Source organism: Streptomyces sp. NPDC096193 (assembly GCF_040302905.1).
GTDB lineage: Bacteria > Actinomycetota > Actinomycetes > Streptomycetales > Streptomycetaceae > Streptomyces.
The window spans coordinates 567,021-585,053 of the sequence record NZ_JBEOSJ010000002.1 but is presented as its reverse complement, the minus strand read 5'-3'; the positions used below and the strand labels follow the sequence as shown (position 1 = coordinate 585,053).

Here is an 18,033-nt window from a genome sequence, read left to right as displayed (position 1 = left end):
CTGCGGGCCGCGCCGGCTCGCACCGTACGAAGTCGCAGCGGGGGAGTACCGCCCACATGTGTGTTCGCCGCCAGCGTTAGGGTGCAGCATGGGCAGGCCCGGAGCCCGCTTCCGCATCTCCGGGCCTGGCGTCCGCCTGCGTTTTCCTCCGGCCAGAGCCCGCTTGCGTTGCGGCGCCCCCGTACCCGGTCGCCCCCGGAGCTCCTCCGCTCCGGGACGGTGAGGCGCCCGCCGGCCTCCTCAGTCGATCCGGGCCAGCGCCGCCTCCGCCGCCGCCGTGAGACGCGGGTGCGTCCGCGCGGAGCGCAGTATGTCCCCCGCACGCCGGTCCCCGAGCGCCCCGAGGCCCTCCACACAGGCGAGCGCCACCCGCCAGTGCGGATCGCCCGGCGTCAGCCGGCGCCGGAGCACCGTGATCAGAGCCGGTGCGGATTCGGGGGCGCGCAGGCGGGTGAGCAGCCGGACCGGCACCAGGGCGTAGGCGACCCTCAGCTCGTTCGTGGCCAGCGCGGCCGCCGCCCGCGGGGTACGGGGATCGCCCAGCGCCGCCAGCGCGTGCGCCGCGGAGACGCAGCGCGCCGGATCACGGTGGTTGAGCAGCAGTACGAGGGCCTCGAAGGCCCGCCGGTCCCCCGCGCACCCGAGCCGGAAGGCGGCCATCTCCCGCGCCCACAAGGGACGTTCCTGTTCGATGAGGACGCCCGCGAGCTCCTCCTGGTCCTCGGTCGTCAGCAGCCGTTCGTAGGCGACCGAGCCGCCCGACTCGCCCCTCAGCCGCTGGGCCAGCGACCGTAACTCCTCGTCCATGCCGGTCAGCGTAGCGACGGGAGGGGTCGCGCACGGCGGCGATCCAGATCACACCGGACCAGGTCTGGCGCGCTCGTTACTGGCGAGTTAATCTCAAGTGAGCGGGTAACCCCCGCACAGCTCCCGGTGGCCTGGTGACGCAGCCACCGCGAGTGCAGTCGGTTCGGCAAGCACCGTGATGCGTCGGTGGACGTATCGCGTACGGCGTGGCTCCGGGACAGAGTCCGCCGGCACTGCACCACGACACGCAATCGACGTGCGCCGTGCGCCCTTTGGCACCTCCCCACGCGCACCGCCCGTGCGCATCTCCCCGCGCGCACCTCTTCTTCAGTCGTCACTCATCCCTGGAGTCCCCTGATGGACACCCCTCTCCACACCATTGCCGTCGTCGGCCTCGGCACCATGGGCACCGGCATCGCCGAAGTGCTCGCCCGGGCCGGCCGTGAGGTCATCGGCATCGACATCAGCGCCGCGGCCGCCCGCCAGGCCGTCGTCGCCCTCGAAGCCTCCACCGCACGCGCCGTGGAGCGTGAGCGGATCACCGAGGAGGAGCGCCGCAACACGCTCGCCCGCTTCCGCACGTTCTCCGAACTCCAGGCGGCCGCCGACGCGGATCTCGTGATCGAGGTGGTGTCCGAGTCGTACGAGGCCAAGCAGCAGGTCTTCCGTGCGCTGGACGACATCGTGCGCCCGACGACCGTCGTCGCCACCGGCACCAACGCCCTGTCCGTGACCCGCCTGGCCGCCGACTCGTCGCACCCCGAGCGCGTGCTCGGACTGCACTTCTTCAACCCCGCCCCCGCGATGAAACTGGTCGAGGTCGTCTCCTCCGTGCTGACCGCGCCCGCCGCCGTCGAAGCGGTCACCGCGCTGGCGCGTGAGCTCGGCAAGGAGCCCGTCGCCGTGGGCGACCGGCCCGGTTTCGTCGCCGACGGACTGCTCTTCGGCTACCTCAACCAGGCCGCCGCGATGTACGAGGCCAAGTACGCCTCCCGCGAGGACATCGACGCCGCGATGAAGCTCGGCTGCGGCCTGCCGATGGGCCCGCTGGCCCTGCTGGACCTGATCGGCATCGACACCGCCCGGACGGTTCTCGACGCGATGTACTCCGCGTCCCGCGACCGGTTGCACGCGCCCGCCCCCATCCTCAAGCAGCTGAGTGAGGCCGGTCTGACCGGCCGCAAGGCGGGACGCGGCTTCTACACCTACGCGGCACCCGGTGCCGCGGCCCCGGTGCCGGACGCGCTCACCCCGCGGCCGGCGGCCGAGGGAACGGGCGGCCGTGAGGTGCGTTCCGTGGGCGTGGCCGGTTCCGGCACCATGGCGAGCGGCATCGCCGAGGTCTTCGCCAAGGCGGGCTTCGACGTGGTGCTCGCCGCGCGCTCGCTGGAGAAGGCGGAGACGGCCAAGTCCCGTATCACCAAGTCCCTTTCCCGCTCTGTCGACAAGGGCCGGATGACGGCCGGGGCCCGGGACGAGACGCTCGGCCGGATCACTCCCGCCGGCTCCCTGGACGCCTTCGCGGATGTCGATCTCGCGGTCGAGGCCGTCGCCGAGGACCTGGAGATCAAGCAGCAGCTCTTCGCCACCCTGGACAAGATCTGCAAGGAGGGTGCGGTGCTCGCCACCACCACCTCCTCGCTGCCGGTCGTGGCCTGTGCCCGCGCCACCTCGCGCCCGCAGGACGTGATCGGCATGCACTTCTTCAACCCGGCGCCCGCGATGAAGCTGGTCGAGGTCGTCCGCACCGTCCTGACGGCGGACGACGTCCACGCCACGGTCCGCGCGGTCACCGCGAAGATCAAGAAGCACCCGGTGGACTGCGGCGACCGTGCCGGCTTCATCGTGAACGCGCTGCTCTTCCCGTACCTGAACAACGCGATCAAGATGGTCGAGGAGCACTACGCGACCCTCGACGACATCGACGCCGCGATGAAGCTGGGCGGCGGCTACCCGATGGGGCCCTTCGAACTCCTCGACGTGGTGGGGCTCGACGTCTCGCTCGCGATCGAGAAGGTGCTGCACCGCGAGTTCCGCGACCCGGGTCTCGCTCCCGCCCCGCTGCTGGAGCACCTGGTGGCCGCGGGCTGCCTCGGCCGGAAGACCGGGCGTGGCTTCCGCGAATATGCCCGCCGCTGATCACACCGCCGGCTGGGGCGGACTGCTCGATCCCTCGGACGGTCCGCCCCCGGCTCCGGCCCCCGTTTCCGCCCCCGCCACAGGGGCGGGTGCTCCTCACCCACAGGCGCGCTCTCCTGCACGGATGCAGTACGTTCAGGTCATGCCGCAGCCCGCCAAGCCCGCCCGTTCCAAGGCCACGTCCGACGCTCCGGAGAGCGCGGCCGGCAGTCGCGCCGCCGCGCAGCGCCTCAAGATGCGGCGCGAACTGGCCGCAGCGGCGATGGAACTCTTCGCGACCAAGGGCTACGAAGCGACGACCGTGGACGAGATCGCGGCGACCGCGGGTGTCGCGCGGCGCACCTTCTTCCGGCACTTCCGCTCCAAGGAAGAGGCGATCTTCCCGGACCACGACGACACGCTCGTACGGGCCGAGGCCGTGCTGAACGCGGCTCCGCCGCACGAGCACCCGCTCGACACGGTGTGCCGGGGAATCAAGGAAGTCATGCGGATGTACGCGGCCTCCCCCGCCGTCTCCGTGGAGCGCTACCGGCTGACCCGCGAGGTCCCGACCCTGCGGGAGCGCGAGATCGCCTCGGTGGCCCGCTACGAGCGGCTGTTCACGCGCTATCTGCTGGGGCACTTCGACGAGCGCGACCACCACGACGGCAACGACGATCCACTGCTGGCGGAGGTGGCGGCGTCCGCGGTCGTCACCGCGCACAACCACGTGCTGCGCCGCTGGCTGCGCGCGGGCGGCCAGGGTGACGTGGAGACCCAGCTCGACCACGCCTTCGCGATCGTCCGCGACACCTTCGGCACCGGCATAGGGGCGGGCCGCTCGCGGGACCGGATGCCCACGGCGTCCGCGCCCCGCGCCGGCGATCCGGCACCGGCCGCGGCGGTGACCACCGAGGGCGAGGTGCTGGTGGCCGTGGCGCGCACGGACGCACCGCTGGACGACGTGATGCGCACGATCGAAAGGGCACTTCAGGACCGCCGCGCCTGACCCCGCGCGCCGGGCTCCAGCCTCCCCGTCGGGCCCTGAAGTTCATACGGATGGCGGTATCCCCAGTCGCCGGGCTGCCACGGGAATCACCCCCTGTCCCCTCGCTCCGAGCAGCGGAGCGCACGCGATCACTCACAGTGAGCAACGGCCGTCCCCTCCGGGGCGGCCGTTGTTGCTCATGTGTGCCACCCAGATGACAACTGAGAGAAATTGTTGGCACGCAGTGTCTTGTCACCTGGCACGCCGTGCCATACGTTGAAGTTGTCCGGGCGGCCGGCGTGCAGAGACCATTCGTACGCCGGCTGTCCCAGCAAACCCTGAGTTTGCGGCCCGGACGCCTGCGTCACAGGCACCCTTTCGCGCCCACCGGCGCCGCCACACCCGCACCACCCGCCGAACCGACGGCACACCTCCACACAGCAGCACACCGACGTTCCCCTCAGCGTTCCCCGCAACGCGCTTCGCCGGAGGCACCCGTGAAGGACATCCTGGACGCCATTCAGTCGACGGACAGCACGCCCGCCGACTTCGCCGCACTGCCCATCCCCGAGTCCTACCGCGCGGTCACCGTGCACAAGGACGAGGTCGAGATGTTCAACGGCCTCGAGACCAAGGAGAAGGACCCCCGCAAGTCCCTCCACGTCGAGGACGTCGCCGTGCCCGAACTCGGCCCCGGCGAGGCGCTGGTGGCCGTCATGGCGAGCTCGGTCAACTACAACTCGGTCTGGACCTCGATCTTCGAGCCGATGGCCACCTTCGGCTTCCTCGAGCGCTACGGAAAGCTCTCGGAGCTCACCAAGCGCCACGACCTGCCGTACCACGTCATCGGCTCCGACCTGGCGGGCGTCGTCCTGCGCACCGGGCCCGGCGTCAACGCCTGGCGGCCCGGCGACGAGGTCGTCGCCCACTGCCTGTCCGTCGAGCTCGAGTCCTCCGACGGCCACAACGACACGATGCTCGACCCCGAGCAGCGGATCTGGGGCTTCGAGACCAACTTCGGCGGCCTGGCGGAGATCGCACTCGTCAAGTCCAACCAGCTGATGCCCAAGCCCCAGCACCTCAGCTGGGAGGAGGCCGCCGCCCCGGGCCTGGTCAACTCCACCGCGTACCGCCAGCTCGTCTCGCGCAACGGCGCGGGCATGAAGCAGGGCGACAACGTCCTGATCTGGGGCGCCAGCGGCGGACTGGGCTCCTACGCCACCCAGTTCGCGCTGGCCGGTGGCGCCAACCCGATCTGTGTCGTCTCCAGCGAGCAGAAGGCGGACATCTGCCGCTCGATGGGCGCCGAGGCGATCATCGACCGCAGCGCCGAGGACTACAAGTTCTGGAAGGACGCGCAGACCCAGGACCCGAAGGAGTGGAAGCGCTTCGGCAAGCGCATCCGTGAGTTCACCGGCGGCGAGGACATCGACATCGTCTTCGAACACCCGGGCCGCGAGACCTTCGGGGCGAGCGTCTACGTCACCCGCAAGGGCGGCACCATCACCACCTGCGCCTCCACCTCGGGCTACATGCACGAGTACGACAACCGCTACCTGTGGATGTCCCTCAAGCGCATCATCGGCTCCCACTTCGCCAACTACCGCGAGGCGTGGGAGGCCAACCGCCTGATCGCCAAGGGCAAGATCCACCCCACCCTCTCGAAGGTCTACTCCCTCGAAGACACCGGCCAGGCCGCGTACGACGTGCACCGCAATCTCCACCAGGGCAAGGTCGGCGTCCTCGCTCTCGCCCCGAGCGAGGGTCTGGGTGTGCGCGACGAGGAGATGCGCGAGAAGCACGTGAACGCCATCAACCGCTTCCGCAACGTCTGACTGAGGTCCCACACATGACAGAGCGTCACAAGGACCGGCCGTGGCTCATGCGGACGTACGCGGGCCACTCCACCGCCGAGGCGTCCAACGAGCTCTACCGGCGCAATCTCGCCAAGGGCCAGACCGGTCTGTCGGTCGCGTTCGACCTGCCGACACAGACGGGCTACGACCCGGACCACATCCTCGCCCGCGGCGAGGTCGGCCGGGTCGGGGTTCCCGTCTCGCATCTCGGTGACATGCGCAGGCTGTTCCAGGACATCCCCCTGGAGCAGATGAACACCTCGATGACGATCAACGCCACCGCGATGTGGCTGCTGGCGCTCTATCAGGTCGTCGCCGAGGAGCAGGGCGCGGACGCCACCCGGCTTCAGGGCACCACCCAGAACGACATCGTCAAGGAGTACCTGTCGCGCGGGACGCATGTCTTCCCGCCCGTGCCCTCGCTGCGGCTGACCACCGACATGATCACGTACACGGTGGCCAACATCCCCAAGTGGAACCCCATCAACATCTGCAGCTACCACCTGCAGGAGGCGGGCGCCACGCCGGTCCAGGAGATCGCGTACGCGATGTCCACCGCGATCGCCGTGCTGGACGCGGTGCGGGACTCGGGGCAGGTGCCGGCGGAGAAGTTCGGCGACGTGGTCGCCCGTATCTCCTTCTTCGTGAACGCCGGTGTCCGCTTCATCGAGGAGATGTGCAAGATGCGCGCCTTCGGCCGCATCTGGGACCAGGTCACCCGTGAGCGGTACGGCATCGAGAACGAGAAGCAGCGCCGTTTCCGCTACGGCGTCCAGGTCAACTCCCTGGGACTGACCGAGGCGCAGCCGGAGAACAACGTCCAGCGCATCGTGCTGGAGATGCTCGCCGTCACGCTGTCCAAGGACGCCCGCGCCCGCGCCGTACAGCTCCCGGCCTGGAACGAGGCGCTCGGTCTGCCGCGCCCGTGGGACCAGCAGTGGTCGCTGCGCATCCAGCAGGTCCTCGCCCACGAGTCGGACCTGCTGGAGTACGAGGACATCTTCGCCGGCTCGCACGTCATCGAGGCCAAGGTGGACTCGCTGGTCACCGAGTGCCTGGAGGAGATCACCCGGATCCAGGAGATGGGCGGCGCGATGGCGGCCGTCGAGTCCGGGTACCTCAAGTCGCAGCTGGTCTCCTCGCACGCGGAGCGGCGGGCGCGGATCGAGGGCGGCGACGACAAGATCGTCGGCGTGAACATCTTCGAGACCACCGAGCCGAACCCGCTGACGGCCGACCTCGACACGGCGATCATGACGGTCGACCCGGAGAACGAGGCGCGGGTGGTGGCCAAGCTGCACGAATGGCGGGACAACCGCGACGAGACCCGCGCCACGGAATCGCTCACCGCGCTGAAGAAGGCCGCCGCAGGGACCGAGAACCTGATGGCGGCCACCGTCGAGTGCGCCCGTGCGGGCGTCACCACCGGCGAGTGGGCGTGGGCACTGCGCGATGTGTTCGGCGAGTTCCGCGCGCCGACGGGCGTCTCCAGCGCACCCGTCGCGGTCACCGCGGAGGCGGGCACACCGCTCGCGGTCGTCCGCGAGAAGGTCTCCCGCACCGCCGACGAGCTCGGCTCGGGACGGCTGCGGCTGCTGGTCGGCAAGCCCGGCCTGGACGGGCACTCCAACGGCGCCGAGCAGATCGCCGTACGCGCCCGCGACGCCGGCTTCGAGGTGGTCTACCAGGGCATCCGGCTCACGCCCGAGCAGATCGTCAACGCGGCCCTGGCCGAGGACGTGCACTGTGTGGGCCTGTCCATCCTGTCCGGGTCGCACGCCGAACTGGTGCCCGATGTGCTGGACCGCCTCCGCGAGGCGGGGGCGGCGGACATCCCGGTCGTCGTCGGCGGAATCATCCCGAACGCCGACGGCACCGCTCTGAAGGCGGCCGGCGTCGCCGCCGTGTTCACCCCGAAGGACTTCGGCATCACCGAGATCATCGGCCGTATCGTCGACGAGATCCGGAAAGCGAACAAGCTCGACCCTCTGGAGGTCCCCGCATGACTGTCAACCGTCTGAGGCCGCGCCGCTCCTGCCTCGCAGTGCCGGGCAGCAACCCGCGCTTCCTGGAGAAAGCCCAGGGCCTCCCGGCGGACCAGGTCTTCCTGGACCTGGAGGACGCCTGTGCGCCGCTCGCCAAGCCGGACGCCCGGCACACCATCGTGAAGTTCCTCAACGAGGGTGACTGGACGGGCAAGACCAGGGTCGTGCGGGTGAACGACTGGACCACCGAGTGGACCTACCGCGACGTGGTCACCGTCGTCGAGGGCGCCGGTCAGAACCTCGACTGCATCATGCTGCCGAAGGTGCAGGACGCCCAGCAGATCGTGGCGCTGGACCTGCTGCTGACCCAGATCGAGAAGACGATGGGCTTCGAGGTCGGCAAGATCGGCATCGAGGCGCAGATCGAGAACGCCCAGGGTCTCAACAACGTCAACGAGATCGCCCAGGCCTCCCCGCGCACGGAGACCATCATCTTCGGCCCGGCCGACTTCATGGCCTCCATCAACATGAAGTCGCTGGTCGTCGGCGAGCAGCCGCCCGGCTACCCGGCGGACGCCTACCACTACATCCTGATGAAGATCCTGATGGCCGCCCGTGCCAACGACCTCCAGGCGATCGACGGCCCCTACCTCCAGATCAAGAACATCGAGGGCTACAAGGCCGTCGCCCAGCGGGCCGCGGCGCTCGGCTTCGACGGCAAGTGGGTCCTGCACCCGGGTCAGGTCGAGGCGTCCAACGAGGTGTTCTCGCCCTCGCAGGAGGACTACGACCACGCCGAGCTGATTCTGGACGCGTACGACTACTACACGTCCGAAGCCGGCGGCAAGAAGGGCTCGGCGATGCTCGGCGACGAGATGATCGACGAGGCCAGCCGCAAGATGGCCCTGGTCATCTCCGGCAAGGGCCGTGCCGCGGGCATGACCCGTACCTCGACGTTCGAAGCCCCGGAGGCCTGAGCACCATGCAGTTCGGACGCACCTACGAAGAGTTCGAGGTCGGGGCGGTCTACAAGCACTGGCCCGGGAAGACGGTCACCGAGTACGACGACCACCTCTTCTGTCTGCTGACCATGAACCACCACCCCCTCCACATGGACACCAACTACGCGGAGAAGACGACGGACTTCGGCAAGAACGTCGTCGTCGGCAACTACATCTACTCGCTGCTCCTCGGTATGTCCGTGCCGGACGTCTCCGGCAAGGCCATCGCCAACCTGGAGATCGAGTCGCTGAAGCACGTCGCGCCGACGTTCCACGGCGACACGATCTACGGCGAGACGACCGTTCTCGACAAGACGCCGTCCCGCTCCAAGAGCGACCGCGGCATCGTCCACGTCGAGACGAAGGGGTACAAGCAGGACGGCACGCTGGTCTGCGTGTTCCGCCGCAAGGTGATGGTCCCCACCGAGACGTACATCAAGGAGCGCGGCGGCGAGCAGCCCGGCCGCCCGGAGTTGATCGAGCCCTCCAAGAAGCCGGAGAAGCAGTCATGAGCCGACTCGCCCAGACGCACGGGCTGACCGACATCCAGCAGGAAATCCTGTCGACGGTCCGGGACTTCGTCGACAAGGAGATCATCCCGGTCGCCACCGAGCTGGAGCACCGCGACGAGTACCCGACGCAGATCGTCGAAGGCCTCAAGGAGCTCGGCCTGTTCGGGCTGATGATTCCCGAGGAGTACGGCGGTCTGGGCGAGTCGCTGCTCACCTACGCGCTGTGCGTCGAGGAGATCGCCCGTGGCTGGATGTCCGTCTCGGGCATCATCAACACGCACTTCATCGTGGCGTACATGCTCAAGCAGCACGGCACCCAGGAGCAGAAGGACACCTTCCTGCCTCGGATGGCGCTGGGCGAGGTGCGCGGCGCGTTCTCGATGTCGGAGCCGGCGCTCGGCTCGGACGTGTCGGCCATCACGTCCAAGGGCGTCAGGGACGGCGACGAGTACGTCCTCAACGGCCAGAAGATGTGGCTCACGAACGGCGGAACGTCGAATCTGGTGGCTGTTCTGTGCCGGAGTGACGAAGGACACCCGGAGGGCACCGCTCCGCACAAGTCGATGACGACCTTCCTCGTCGAGAAGGAGCCCGGCTTCGGTGAGGTCCGTCCGGGCCTCACCATCCCCGGGAAGATCGACAAGATGGGTTACAAGGGCGTCGACACCACCGAACTCATCATGGACGGACTGCGCATTCCGGCCAATCGGGTACTCGGCGGCACCACCGGCCGAGGGTTTTACCAAATGATGGACGGCGTCGAGGTCGGGCGCGTCAATGTCGCGGCACGCGGCTGCGGTGTCGCGCAACGCGCCTTTGAGCTGGGCGTCTCCTACGCACAGCAGCGTCACACCTTCGGCAAGGCCATCGCCCAGCACCAGGGGATCCAGTTCAAGCTGGCCGAGATGGCTACCAAGGTCGAGGCCGCGCATGCCATGATGGTGAACGCGGCACGCAAAAAGGACTCCGGGGAACGAAACGACCTGGAGGCAGGGATGGCGAAGTACCTCGCCTCCGAATACTGCAAGGAAGTCGTCGAGGACGCCTTCCGGATCCACGGCGGCTACGGCTTCTCCAAGGAGTACGAGATCGAGCGCCTCTACCGCGAGGCTCCGATGCTGTTGATCGGTGAAGGTACCGCCGAAATCCAGAAAATGATCATTGGACGCAGGCTGCTCGAGGAGTACCGGTTCCAGGGATGATTACCCCTTTCGTGCCGGTTCGTCCGCGAAGAAGATCACACCCTGTCAGCGTTCTCTGAGGGTTTCCGGCCGACCGACTCGGCTTCTGGCTTTCCCAGTTACGGCTCACAACCGATAACATCGCTTGGAAAGCCGCCGTCCCCCGTTGCCAGCGCGGCATCATCCGCTACGAAGGTCATCCATGCCCCACAGCCAAACCTCTGCACCTCGCGGCCGTGTACGCCTCGCGCGCGGAGCATCGCCGTGGCTTCTGCCGACCGTCGCCACCGCCGCCCTCAGCCTCGCCCGCTCGCGCCGTTCGCGGCGCGCGGCGGTCGTCGCCGTGCCCGCCACCGCGCTCGCGGCGGGCATGCTGTGGTTCTTCCGCGACCCCGAGCGCGAGATCACTCAGGGTCGCGTCATCTCTCCGGCCGACGGTGTGGTGCAGAGCATCATGCCGTGGAAGGACGGGCGCACCCGGGTCGCGATCTTCATGAGCCCGCTGAACGTCCACGTCAACCGCGCGCCCCTCGCGGGCACGGTGACGTCCGTGGAGCACATCCCCGGCGGCTTCGTGCCGGCGTTCAACAAGGAGAGCGAGAACAACGAGCGCGTTGTCTGGCACTTCGACACCGAGCTCGGTGACATCGAGATGGTGCAGATCGCCGGTGCCGTCGCGCGGCGCATCGTTCCTTATGTGCCCCAGGGCACGAAGGTCGAGCAGGGTGACCGTATCGGCCTGATCCGCTTCGGCTCGCGCGTGGACATCTACCTTCCGGAAGGTGTCGATGTCGCTGTCGAGGTCGGTCAGACCACGACCGCGGGGGTGACTCGCATTGACCGTGGTTGATCCCGACACACAGGCAGGCTGGGGCGCCGAGGCGGATGCCGAGGACGACGCGGAGGAGATGCCTCTCTCTCTGCGGCTGTCAATAGCGGACACTCTCACTCTCGGTAACGCGACGTGTGGATTCATGGCGGTGTACTTCACCACCACCGGCATCCTCATCCCGCATCTCCAGGGCAGCCAGGAGACCGGCATGGCGCGTCACAGCGCCGCCACCGCCGTGATCCTGATGCTGCTCGCCGCGATCTTCGACCTCTGCGACGGGCTCGTGGCGCGCAAGCTGCGCAGCTCGCCGATGGGTGCGGAGCTGGACAACCTCTCCGACCTGATCAGCTTCGGGCTCGCGCCGGCCTACTTCGTACTCGTGTACGGCATGGTCGCGGACGACGCCCACCAGCGGGTCTCGGCGGTGGCCGCGATCGTGGTGCTCCTGGCGGTGGTCCTGCGGCTCGCGAGATTCTCGTGCGTGACCATGAAGGACGGCATGTTCCAGGGCATGCCGAGCCCCTTCGGCGCGCTCACGGTGGTCTCGATCGTCCTGCTGGAGCTGCCGTTCATCCCGACGCTGCTGGCAATCATCGGTACGGCGTGGCTGATGGTGAGCCGGGTCGAGTATCCGAAGCCGCGGGGCGTCCTGGCGGTGGCGATGCTCGGATGGATCGTGGCCGCGATGGGTCTGCTGGCGGCCTGGGCGTTCGACGCCCCGGCGGGCCAGCTGCTGCTGCAGACCGGCTGCGCACTGCAGATCGTGCTGGCGGCGACGATCCCGCTGTTCGCGACAGCGCGACGGGTGAACACGTTCCGTGACAACCGTCGTGAGAGCCGTGAGGCCAGGGCGGCTCAGCTCCCCTGACACGGCGACGGCATACGAGGAGGGCCCGGGTGCGATCCGCACCCGGGCCCTCCTCGTGTGTGCGACAGGTTCAGCCGCCGTGGGGGCATCCTGCGGCCTGTCGTGTGGATACGGGCCGGCCCGATCCGAGCGACAGACCCTAGCCGCCGCTCTTGAAGGACTCCGCCGCCTTCGCCACGGCCGCGGGCCGTACCACCTTCAGTCCGCCCGGGACCTTGTTGTCCGGCTTCATGATGACGCTCTGCCGCGTCGACGGCGCCGCCGGGTCGGAGAAGTCATGCGTGATGCCGAAGCCGCTCTCGTACGCGGAGAGGGTCAGCAGGGCCTTGTCGACGCCCTCACGGGTGAGGTTCTTGTCGGCGCAGGCCTTCTTCAGCAGCTCGCCGTAGACCCCCATGGCCGTGTAGCCGGCGACCACACCGTTGTCGAGGCCGTCCTTGGGGTAGGCGGCCGCGTACTCCTTGGCCAGCTTCGCCGGCGCCGCGTCCGGGGCACCGATGGGGAGGGTGGAGGCGGCGACGTAGTAGTCCTTCATCAGCGCGGGCCCCGCGGGGGTGGCAAGGAGCTGCGGCGCGTAGGCGGAGTTGTTGCCGATGACCGGCACATTGAAGCCGCCGGCGGCCGCCACGCCGACGAGGGAGGCCGCCTGACGCGGTCCGGCGCTGATGACGACGGCCTTGACGCCCGCCTTCTTCAGCGCGGCCACCTGGGCCGACATGTCGTTGTCGGTCGGTTTGATCTTCTGCTCGACGATGCTGAGGCCCGCCTGCTGTGCCGCGTACCGGGAACCGGCGAGGGCGTTCTCGCCGTAGTCGCCCTCGAAGTAGACGTGACCGATCTTGTCGCCCTTGGCGATGCGCTTCTGGGCGAGCAGATAGTCGATCGCGTTGATCGTCTCGATGTCGTACGTCGCTCCCACCACCCGGACGTACGGGCTGCCGAGCAGGCTGGCCGACCACGCCTGCGGCAGGACAAGGCCCTTGTCCTGGCCGTCGATGCGCTGCTTGACGGCCGCCACGAACGGCGAGCCGATGAACTGGGCGAAGCCCAGCACCTTCGGTTCGAGCTCGGTGTAGCCGGCGAGGGCCTTCTGCGGGTCGTAGCCGTGGTCGCGCACGGTCAGCTCGATCTGCCGGCCGCAGACACCGCCGGCGGCGTTGGTCTGCTTCGCCCACAGCTGCTGGGCCTGGGTGACGCTCTTGCCGAGTGAGGCGTAGACACCGGTCATGTCGGTGAGCACACCGAGCGTGATGGTCTTGGCGGTGACGCCTTCGCCGGTCTTCACTCCCCCGGCGTCCTTCCCACCGCCGTCACCGCTCGTCGCCTTCTCGCTGCATCCGACGGCGCTGAGCGCCAGTACGGCCAGCACCGCCATGTATCTCTTCGGCTTCATGTCTTCTCCCGTCGGGACACTGTCGGGCGGGTGAGTCCGCCGGGCAGGAACAGCACCACCGCGACGACCGCGGCGCCGTACAGATAGCGCGACGCCTCGCCCGGCGAGACGCCGCCCGTGCCCGGGGCGGCGACCAGCGGGAGGCTGTCGCTGTAGTGGGTGAGCACTTGGGGCAGCAGGGACACGAAGGCCGCGCCGACGACCGCGCCCGCGACGGTGCCGAGTCCGCCGATCACGATCATGGCGAGGTATTCGAGTGAGAGGATCATGCCGAAGTACTCGGGGACCGTGCGTTGGAAGACCAGGGCGAGCAGCACGCCCGCGAGGCCCGCGTACATCGACGAGAGGACGAAGACGGCGGCTCGGTAGCGGGCGACCGGGACCCCCATCACGCCCGCCGCTATGCGGTGGTCGCGCAGGGCGTTCATGGCGCGCCCGGGGCGGCCGCGCAGCACACCGCGGGCGAACAGCCCACAGGCAAGGAGCGCGACCAGGGCCGCGTACCAGAGCTTCTCCGCCGACTGGAACGGCACGGCGGCGATCACGACCTCCGTGTCGTCGAAGGTGAAGCCGAACAGGGACAGCGGCGGGACGGCGCGGCCGTTGAACCCCCCTGTCAGATCACTCGCGTTGAACAGCACATGCTGGCCGATGAAAATCAGGGCGAGGGTGGCGATACCGAGATACGCCCCGCTCAGCCGGCCGGCGATGGGGCTGAACAGGCCGCCGGCCGCGCCCGCGAGCAGGACGGCGAGGATCGCGGCGAGCCAGGTCGGCAGGCCGAGGCCGGTGAGTCGGTGGCCGTTCTCGACCTCGTCCCCGCCCGCGAGGACGCAGTAGCCGTACGCGCCGACGGCGAGGAAGAAGGCGTGGCCCATGGAGAGTTGGCCGGTCGCGCCGGTGAGCAGGTTGATGCCGATGGCGCCGATCGCCGCGGCCATCGCGAACAGCCCGGCCTGGAGCCAGAAACGGTCGAGGTAGAAGGGCAGGGCGAGGAGCAGGAGACCGCCGAGGATCCAGGCGTACGCCCGGGGGTTCCTGAACGCCACCGAGGCCCTGGGCGCCCTGAGAGCCGGGGACTTGTCGAGCGTCTCGGGCAGGGTGTCAGACACGCGCGGGCTCCTTCGTGCCGAAGAGTCCCGCCGGCCTGATGAGCAGGACGAGCACCATCACCAGATAGGGCGCGAGATCGCCGATGCCCCGGCCCAGGAAGGACAGTTCGCTCTGGTACCCGGTGGCGAACGACTCCGTGACACCGACGATCAGCCCGCCCGCCAGGGCGCCGGTGGTGGAGTCGAGCCCGCCGAGGATCGCGGCGGGGAAGGCCTTGAGCGCCGCGAGCGAGGTGGCGCGTTCCAGCCCGGGGGTCGGGAAAACGGTCAGGAACAGTGCGGCGACGGCCGCGAGGCCGCCCGCGACGCCCCACGCGGCGAGCGAGACCCTGCCGAGCCGCACCCCCATCAGCGCGGCGGTCTGCGGGTTCTCGGCCGCCGCCCGCATGGCCACTCCCCAGGAGGTGAAACGGAAGGCCAGCAGGAACGCCGTGATGAGGAGGGCGGCGGCGACGAACGCGGCGATCCGGGTCTGCGCGATGGTGATGTCGCCGATGGTGACGACCCGGTCGCCCCAGGGGTCCCCCAGGGCGAGAACGTCGGTGCCGATGCGGCGGGTGAGTTCGGTGGTCAGCAGGATGTCGACACCGATGGTGACGATGGCGAGGACGCTGTGGTCGGAGCCCCGGTAGCGGCGCATCACGAAGAACTCGACGGCGGCTCCCACGACGGCCGCGCTCGCGATGCCGACGGCGAGCGCCGCCCAGAAGCCGATGTCGTCGTGGAGGACGGCCGTGACATAGCCGCCGGCCAGCAGGAGGGACGCGTGGGCGAAGTTGACGACCTCGGTGGCCTTGAAGATGACGACGAAGCCGAGGGCGATCAGGGCGTAGACGGAGCCGATCGAGAGCCCGCCGAGGAGAAGTTCGGTGAAGGTCGTCATGCCTGCGCACCTGTTCCGAGGTAAGCCCGGACGACCGCCGGGTCGCTCTGCACCTGGGCCGGGGTGCCGTCCGCGATCCGGCGCCCGAAGTCGAGTACGGTCACGGCGTCCGCGAGCCGCATCACCACCCCCATGTCGTGTTCGACCAGCACGATGGATATGCCGAGACCGTCGCGCACGCCCGCGATGACGGCGGCGGTCTGCTGCCGCTCGTCGGCGGTCATGCCCGCGACGGGTTCGTCGAGCAGAAGCAGCCGCGGCTCCATGCACAGCGCGCGGCCGAGCTCGACAAGCTTCTGTTTGCCGTACGGGAGTGCTCCGGCAGGACGGCCGAGATCGGCCGCGAGCCCGACGAACTCCGCTATCTCGCCGACGCGTTCCCGGTGTCGCCGTTCCTCACGGGCTGCGGACGGCAACCGCAGTCCGGTTGAGAGGAACCCCGCCCGAGTGAGCCGGTGGCGGCCGAGCAGCAGGCTGTCAGCGACGGTGGCGTGCGGCGGGAGGGCGAGGTTCTGGAAGGTGCGGGCGACACCGAGCGCCGCGATGCGGTGCGGGGGCAGGCCGGTGAGTTCGCTGTCGCCGAAGTGGACCGTGCCGGAGGTGGCGCGGTAGACACCGGACAGGACGTTGAAGCAGGTGGACTTTCCCGCGCCGTTCGGGCCGATGACGGCATGGACGCTGCCGGGCGCGACGGTGAACGAGACGTCGTCGAGCGCGGTGAGACCGGCGAAGCGGACGGTGAGGCCGGAGACGGTGAGCGCCGGCGTGGCGGCGGCGCCGTCCTCGGCAGCAGCCGCGTCCGGGGCCGTCATGCGGACCACCTCCGCAGCGCCGGTGCGGCAGCCTCTGCCCGTACGGCATCCTCCGCGGCCTCCTCGTCGACGACTCCCAGATAGCGCCTGCGCACCTCGTCGGAGGCGGCCAGCCGGTCGGCGGGGCCTTCCAGAGCGACCTCGCCGACCTCCAGGACGTACGCCGTGGAGGCCAGCCGGAGCGCGATCGCCGCGTTCTGCTCCACCAGCAGGACCGAGGTGCCGGCGGTGTTGATCTCCTGGACGGTCTCTGCGATCCGTTCGGCCATCAGCGGGGCGAGGCCCAGGGACGGTTCGTCGAGGAGCAGGAGCCGGGGCCGTGCCATCAGCGCCCTGCCCAGCGCGAGCATCTGCTGCTCACCTCCGGACAGCAGCCCGGCCCGCTGATGGGCGCGGTCGGCCAGGACCGGGAAGAGTCCATGGACGCGGGCGAGCGCCGCGGCGGCCTCCCGCCGGCCGCCACGCGCCCCCAGTGCGCCCGCCCGCAGATTGTCGGCCACCGTCATCCGTGCGAACACCTGCCGCCCTTCGGGTACGTGGACCACTCCGGCGGCCACGACGCGCGCCGGGCTGAGGCCGTCCAGCGGGCGGCCCTCGAAGTGGACGGAGCCCTCGGTGACCCGGCCGCGCTGAAAGGAGAGGGTGCGTGAGATCGCGCGCAGCAGCGTGGACTTGCCTGCCCCGTTGCCGCCGAGCACGGCGACGATCCTGCCCTCCGGCACCTCGACGGAGACCTCACGCAGCGCCCGCACCGGCCCGTAGCCGACGGACAGTGCTCGTACCTCGAGCGAGGCGGCCATGCAGTCCCCCTTCCGGGGCCTGTGTCCTGCGTGCCCCTGTGGGGCCTCACATCAGCACCGGCGCCGCCGGGCCGTCCACGCGGCGGGGACGAATCGCTGCGGATGACCAGCGGCGCAGCGCACGCGTTGTGCACGGGCACAAGCGCCGGGACCCTCGGCGGCCGTGGCCGCGGGGCGTGCTGTGGACATCGGCGCAGTGGGTGCGGGTCCTGCCGGAGCGGGCTGCCGAACAGCCGCTGACGCGTCACCCGTTCGACCATGGACCCGTGGCCCGGGGATCATGGCCGGATGCCGTCAACCGAAGCAGCGCTGAGTGAACTCCAGGACCGTGCCACGCTCTGGAGCGTGGGCGAGATCCCCGCGGGCGAGGTCGTCGACGCGGCCTGCGACGCGCTCGTCGTCGGACTCGACAGCCCCGGACTCCGGGTACTGGCGGCCTGCACCCGCGCCGAGGCGGGTTATGCCGTGCACGACCTGCTCCCCGCGGCGCTCGACGAACTCGGTCTCGTCCTTGATCCCGTCGCGGGCGTGGCCCGTGAGGAGGCGGCCGTGCGAGCGTTGGCCCGGCGCATGCTGTCCGGACAGCTGGCGTCCTGGGAGCTCACTTTCCTGCTCCACCAGCGCTACGGGCACGAACTGCCCCTGGTCGAGCGGCTCGTCGAGCTCGACGACGAGTACGCCGTCATCGAGGGGGACGATGAAGCGGTGGCCCGGGTCACGGCCGCGGTCATGGAGGAGGCGCGACGCATCGCGGACCGCCCGCGCGACATGGTCGAACTCGCGGACGCGCAGGGCTGACCCGGACCGGGCGGCGGGCCCGCCGGACCTGGCCGGTACGTGCCGGGTCGGGTCTGTAGCCGACCGCGGGTTCGCACGGGTCGGGGT

Annotated in this window: 16 protein-coding genes; 10 read left to right on the top strand and 6 right to left on the bottom strand. The window is 69.6% G+C overall.

Annotated elements, in window-relative coordinates:
• Positions 1-240: 240 nt before the first annotated feature.
• Complete coding sequence (locus ABTX78_RS05400; protein WP_352205483.1) at positions 241-807, bottom strand: adenylosuccinate lyase; 567 nt, start codon at positions 805-807, stop codon at positions 241-243.
• Between the two features lie 357 nt (positions 808-1,164).
• Here ABTX78_RS05400 and ABTX78_RS05395 point away from each other — a divergent pair, with 357 nt between their 5' ends.
• The 9 genes from ABTX78_RS05395 (at position 1,165) to pssA (ending at position 12,148) form a co-directional block, all read left to right on the top strand.
• Positions 1,165-2,946, top strand: coding sequence for a 3-hydroxyacyl-CoA dehydrogenase family protein (locus ABTX78_RS05395; protein WP_352205482.1), 1,782 nt, complete (start codon positions 1,165-1,167; stop codon positions 2,944-2,946).
• A gap of 142 nt (positions 2,947-3,088) precedes the next feature.
• Positions 3,089-3,934: a TetR family transcriptional regulator gene (locus ABTX78_RS05390; protein ID WP_352205481.1), complete on the top strand. Its 846-nt coding sequence runs from the start codon at positions 3,089-3,091 to the stop codon at positions 3,932-3,934.
• 476 nt (positions 3,935-4,410) lie between these two features.
• Positions 4,411-5,748 carry a crotonyl-CoA carboxylase/reductase gene (ccrA, locus tag ABTX78_RS05385; protein ID WP_352205480.1) on the top strand — a complete coding sequence of 446 codons (1,338 nt, stop codon included), beginning with the start codon at positions 4,411-4,413 and terminating at the stop codon, positions 5,746-5,748.
• A 14-nt stretch (positions 5,749-5,762) separates the two neighbouring features.
• A complete protein-coding gene (locus ABTX78_RS05380; protein WP_352205479.1) occupies positions 5,763-7,775 on the top strand; it encodes an ethylmalonyl-CoA mutase in 2,013 nt (670 codons plus the stop codon).
• On the top strand, positions 7,772-8,731 hold the full coding sequence (locus ABTX78_RS05375; protein ID WP_352205478.1) for an HpcH/HpaI aldolase/citrate lyase family protein: 960 nt from the start codon (positions 7,772-7,774) through the stop codon (positions 8,729-8,731). The genes ABTX78_RS05380 and ABTX78_RS05375 overlap by 4 nt, the downstream gene beginning before the upstream one ends.
• Positions 8,732-8,736: 5 nt before the next feature.
• Positions 8,737-9,267: a MaoC family dehydratase gene (locus ABTX78_RS05370; RefSeq protein WP_352205477.1), complete on the top strand. Its 531-nt coding sequence runs from the start codon at positions 8,737-8,739 to the stop codon at positions 9,265-9,267.
• Complete coding sequence (locus ABTX78_RS05365; protein ID WP_352205476.1) at positions 9,264-10,469, top strand: acyl-CoA dehydrogenase family protein; 1,206 nt, start codon at positions 9,264-9,266, stop codon at positions 10,467-10,469. The genes ABTX78_RS05370 and ABTX78_RS05365 overlap by 4 nt, the downstream gene beginning before the upstream one ends.
• A gap of 181 nt (positions 10,470-10,650) precedes the next feature.
• Positions 10,651-11,298 carry a phosphatidylserine decarboxylase gene (locus tag ABTX78_RS05360; RefSeq protein WP_352205475.1) on the top strand — a complete coding sequence of 216 codons (648 nt, stop codon included), beginning with the start codon at positions 10,651-10,653 and terminating at the stop codon, positions 11,296-11,298.
• The gene (pssA, locus tag ABTX78_RS05355) at positions 11,291-12,148 is read left to right on the top strand and encodes a CDP-diacylglycerol--serine O-phosphatidyltransferase (protein ID WP_352205511.1); all 858 of its coding nucleotides are present in this window, start codon (positions 11,291-11,293) and stop codon (positions 12,146-12,148) included. The genes ABTX78_RS05360 and pssA overlap by 8 nt, the downstream gene beginning before the upstream one ends.
• A 139-nt stretch (positions 12,149-12,287) precedes the next feature.
• On the opposite strand, the gene ABTX78_RS05350 is transcribed toward pssA, so the two are convergent.
• The 5 genes from ABTX78_RS05350 to ABTX78_RS05330 are packed head-to-tail and all read right to left on the bottom strand — an operon-like array spanning position 12,288 to position 17,148.
• Positions 12,288-13,541, bottom strand: coding sequence for an ABC transporter substrate-binding protein (locus ABTX78_RS05350; RefSeq protein WP_352205474.1), 1,254 nt, complete (start codon positions 13,539-13,541; stop codon positions 12,288-12,290).
• Positions 13,538-14,590 (bottom strand): branched-chain amino acid ABC transporter permease, encoded by a 1,053-nt coding sequence (locus ABTX78_RS05345; protein ID WP_352205510.1) that lies wholly within the window; start codon positions 14,588-14,590, stop codon positions 13,538-13,540. Before ABTX78_RS05345 ends, ABTX78_RS05350 begins: the two co-directional genes overlap by 4 nt.
• A gap of 55 nt (positions 14,591-14,645) precedes the next feature.
• Positions 14,646-15,536: a branched-chain amino acid ABC transporter permease gene (locus ABTX78_RS05340; RefSeq protein ID WP_313943231.1), complete on the bottom strand. Its 891-nt coding sequence runs from the start codon at positions 15,534-15,536 to the stop codon at positions 14,646-14,648.
• Positions 15,533-16,348 (bottom strand): ABC transporter ATP-binding protein, encoded by an 816-nt coding sequence (locus ABTX78_RS05335; RefSeq protein WP_352205473.1) that lies wholly within the window; start codon positions 16,346-16,348, stop codon positions 15,533-15,535. The genes ABTX78_RS05340 and ABTX78_RS05335 overlap by 4 nt, the downstream gene beginning before the upstream one ends.
• Positions 16,345-17,148 (bottom strand): ABC transporter ATP-binding protein, encoded by an 804-nt coding sequence (locus tag ABTX78_RS05330; protein ID WP_352205472.1) that lies wholly within the window; start codon positions 17,146-17,148, stop codon positions 16,345-16,347. Before ABTX78_RS05330 ends, ABTX78_RS05335 begins: the two co-directional genes overlap by 4 nt.
• A 288-nt stretch (positions 17,149-17,436) precedes the next feature.
• On the opposite strand from ABTX78_RS05330, the gene ABTX78_RS05325 reads away from it, so the two are divergent.
• Positions 17,437-17,946, top strand: a complete 510-nt coding sequence (locus ABTX78_RS05325) for a hypothetical protein (RefSeq protein ID WP_352205471.1) — start codon at positions 17,437-17,439, stop codon at positions 17,944-17,946.
• Positions 17,947-18,033 lie beyond the last annotated feature (87 nt).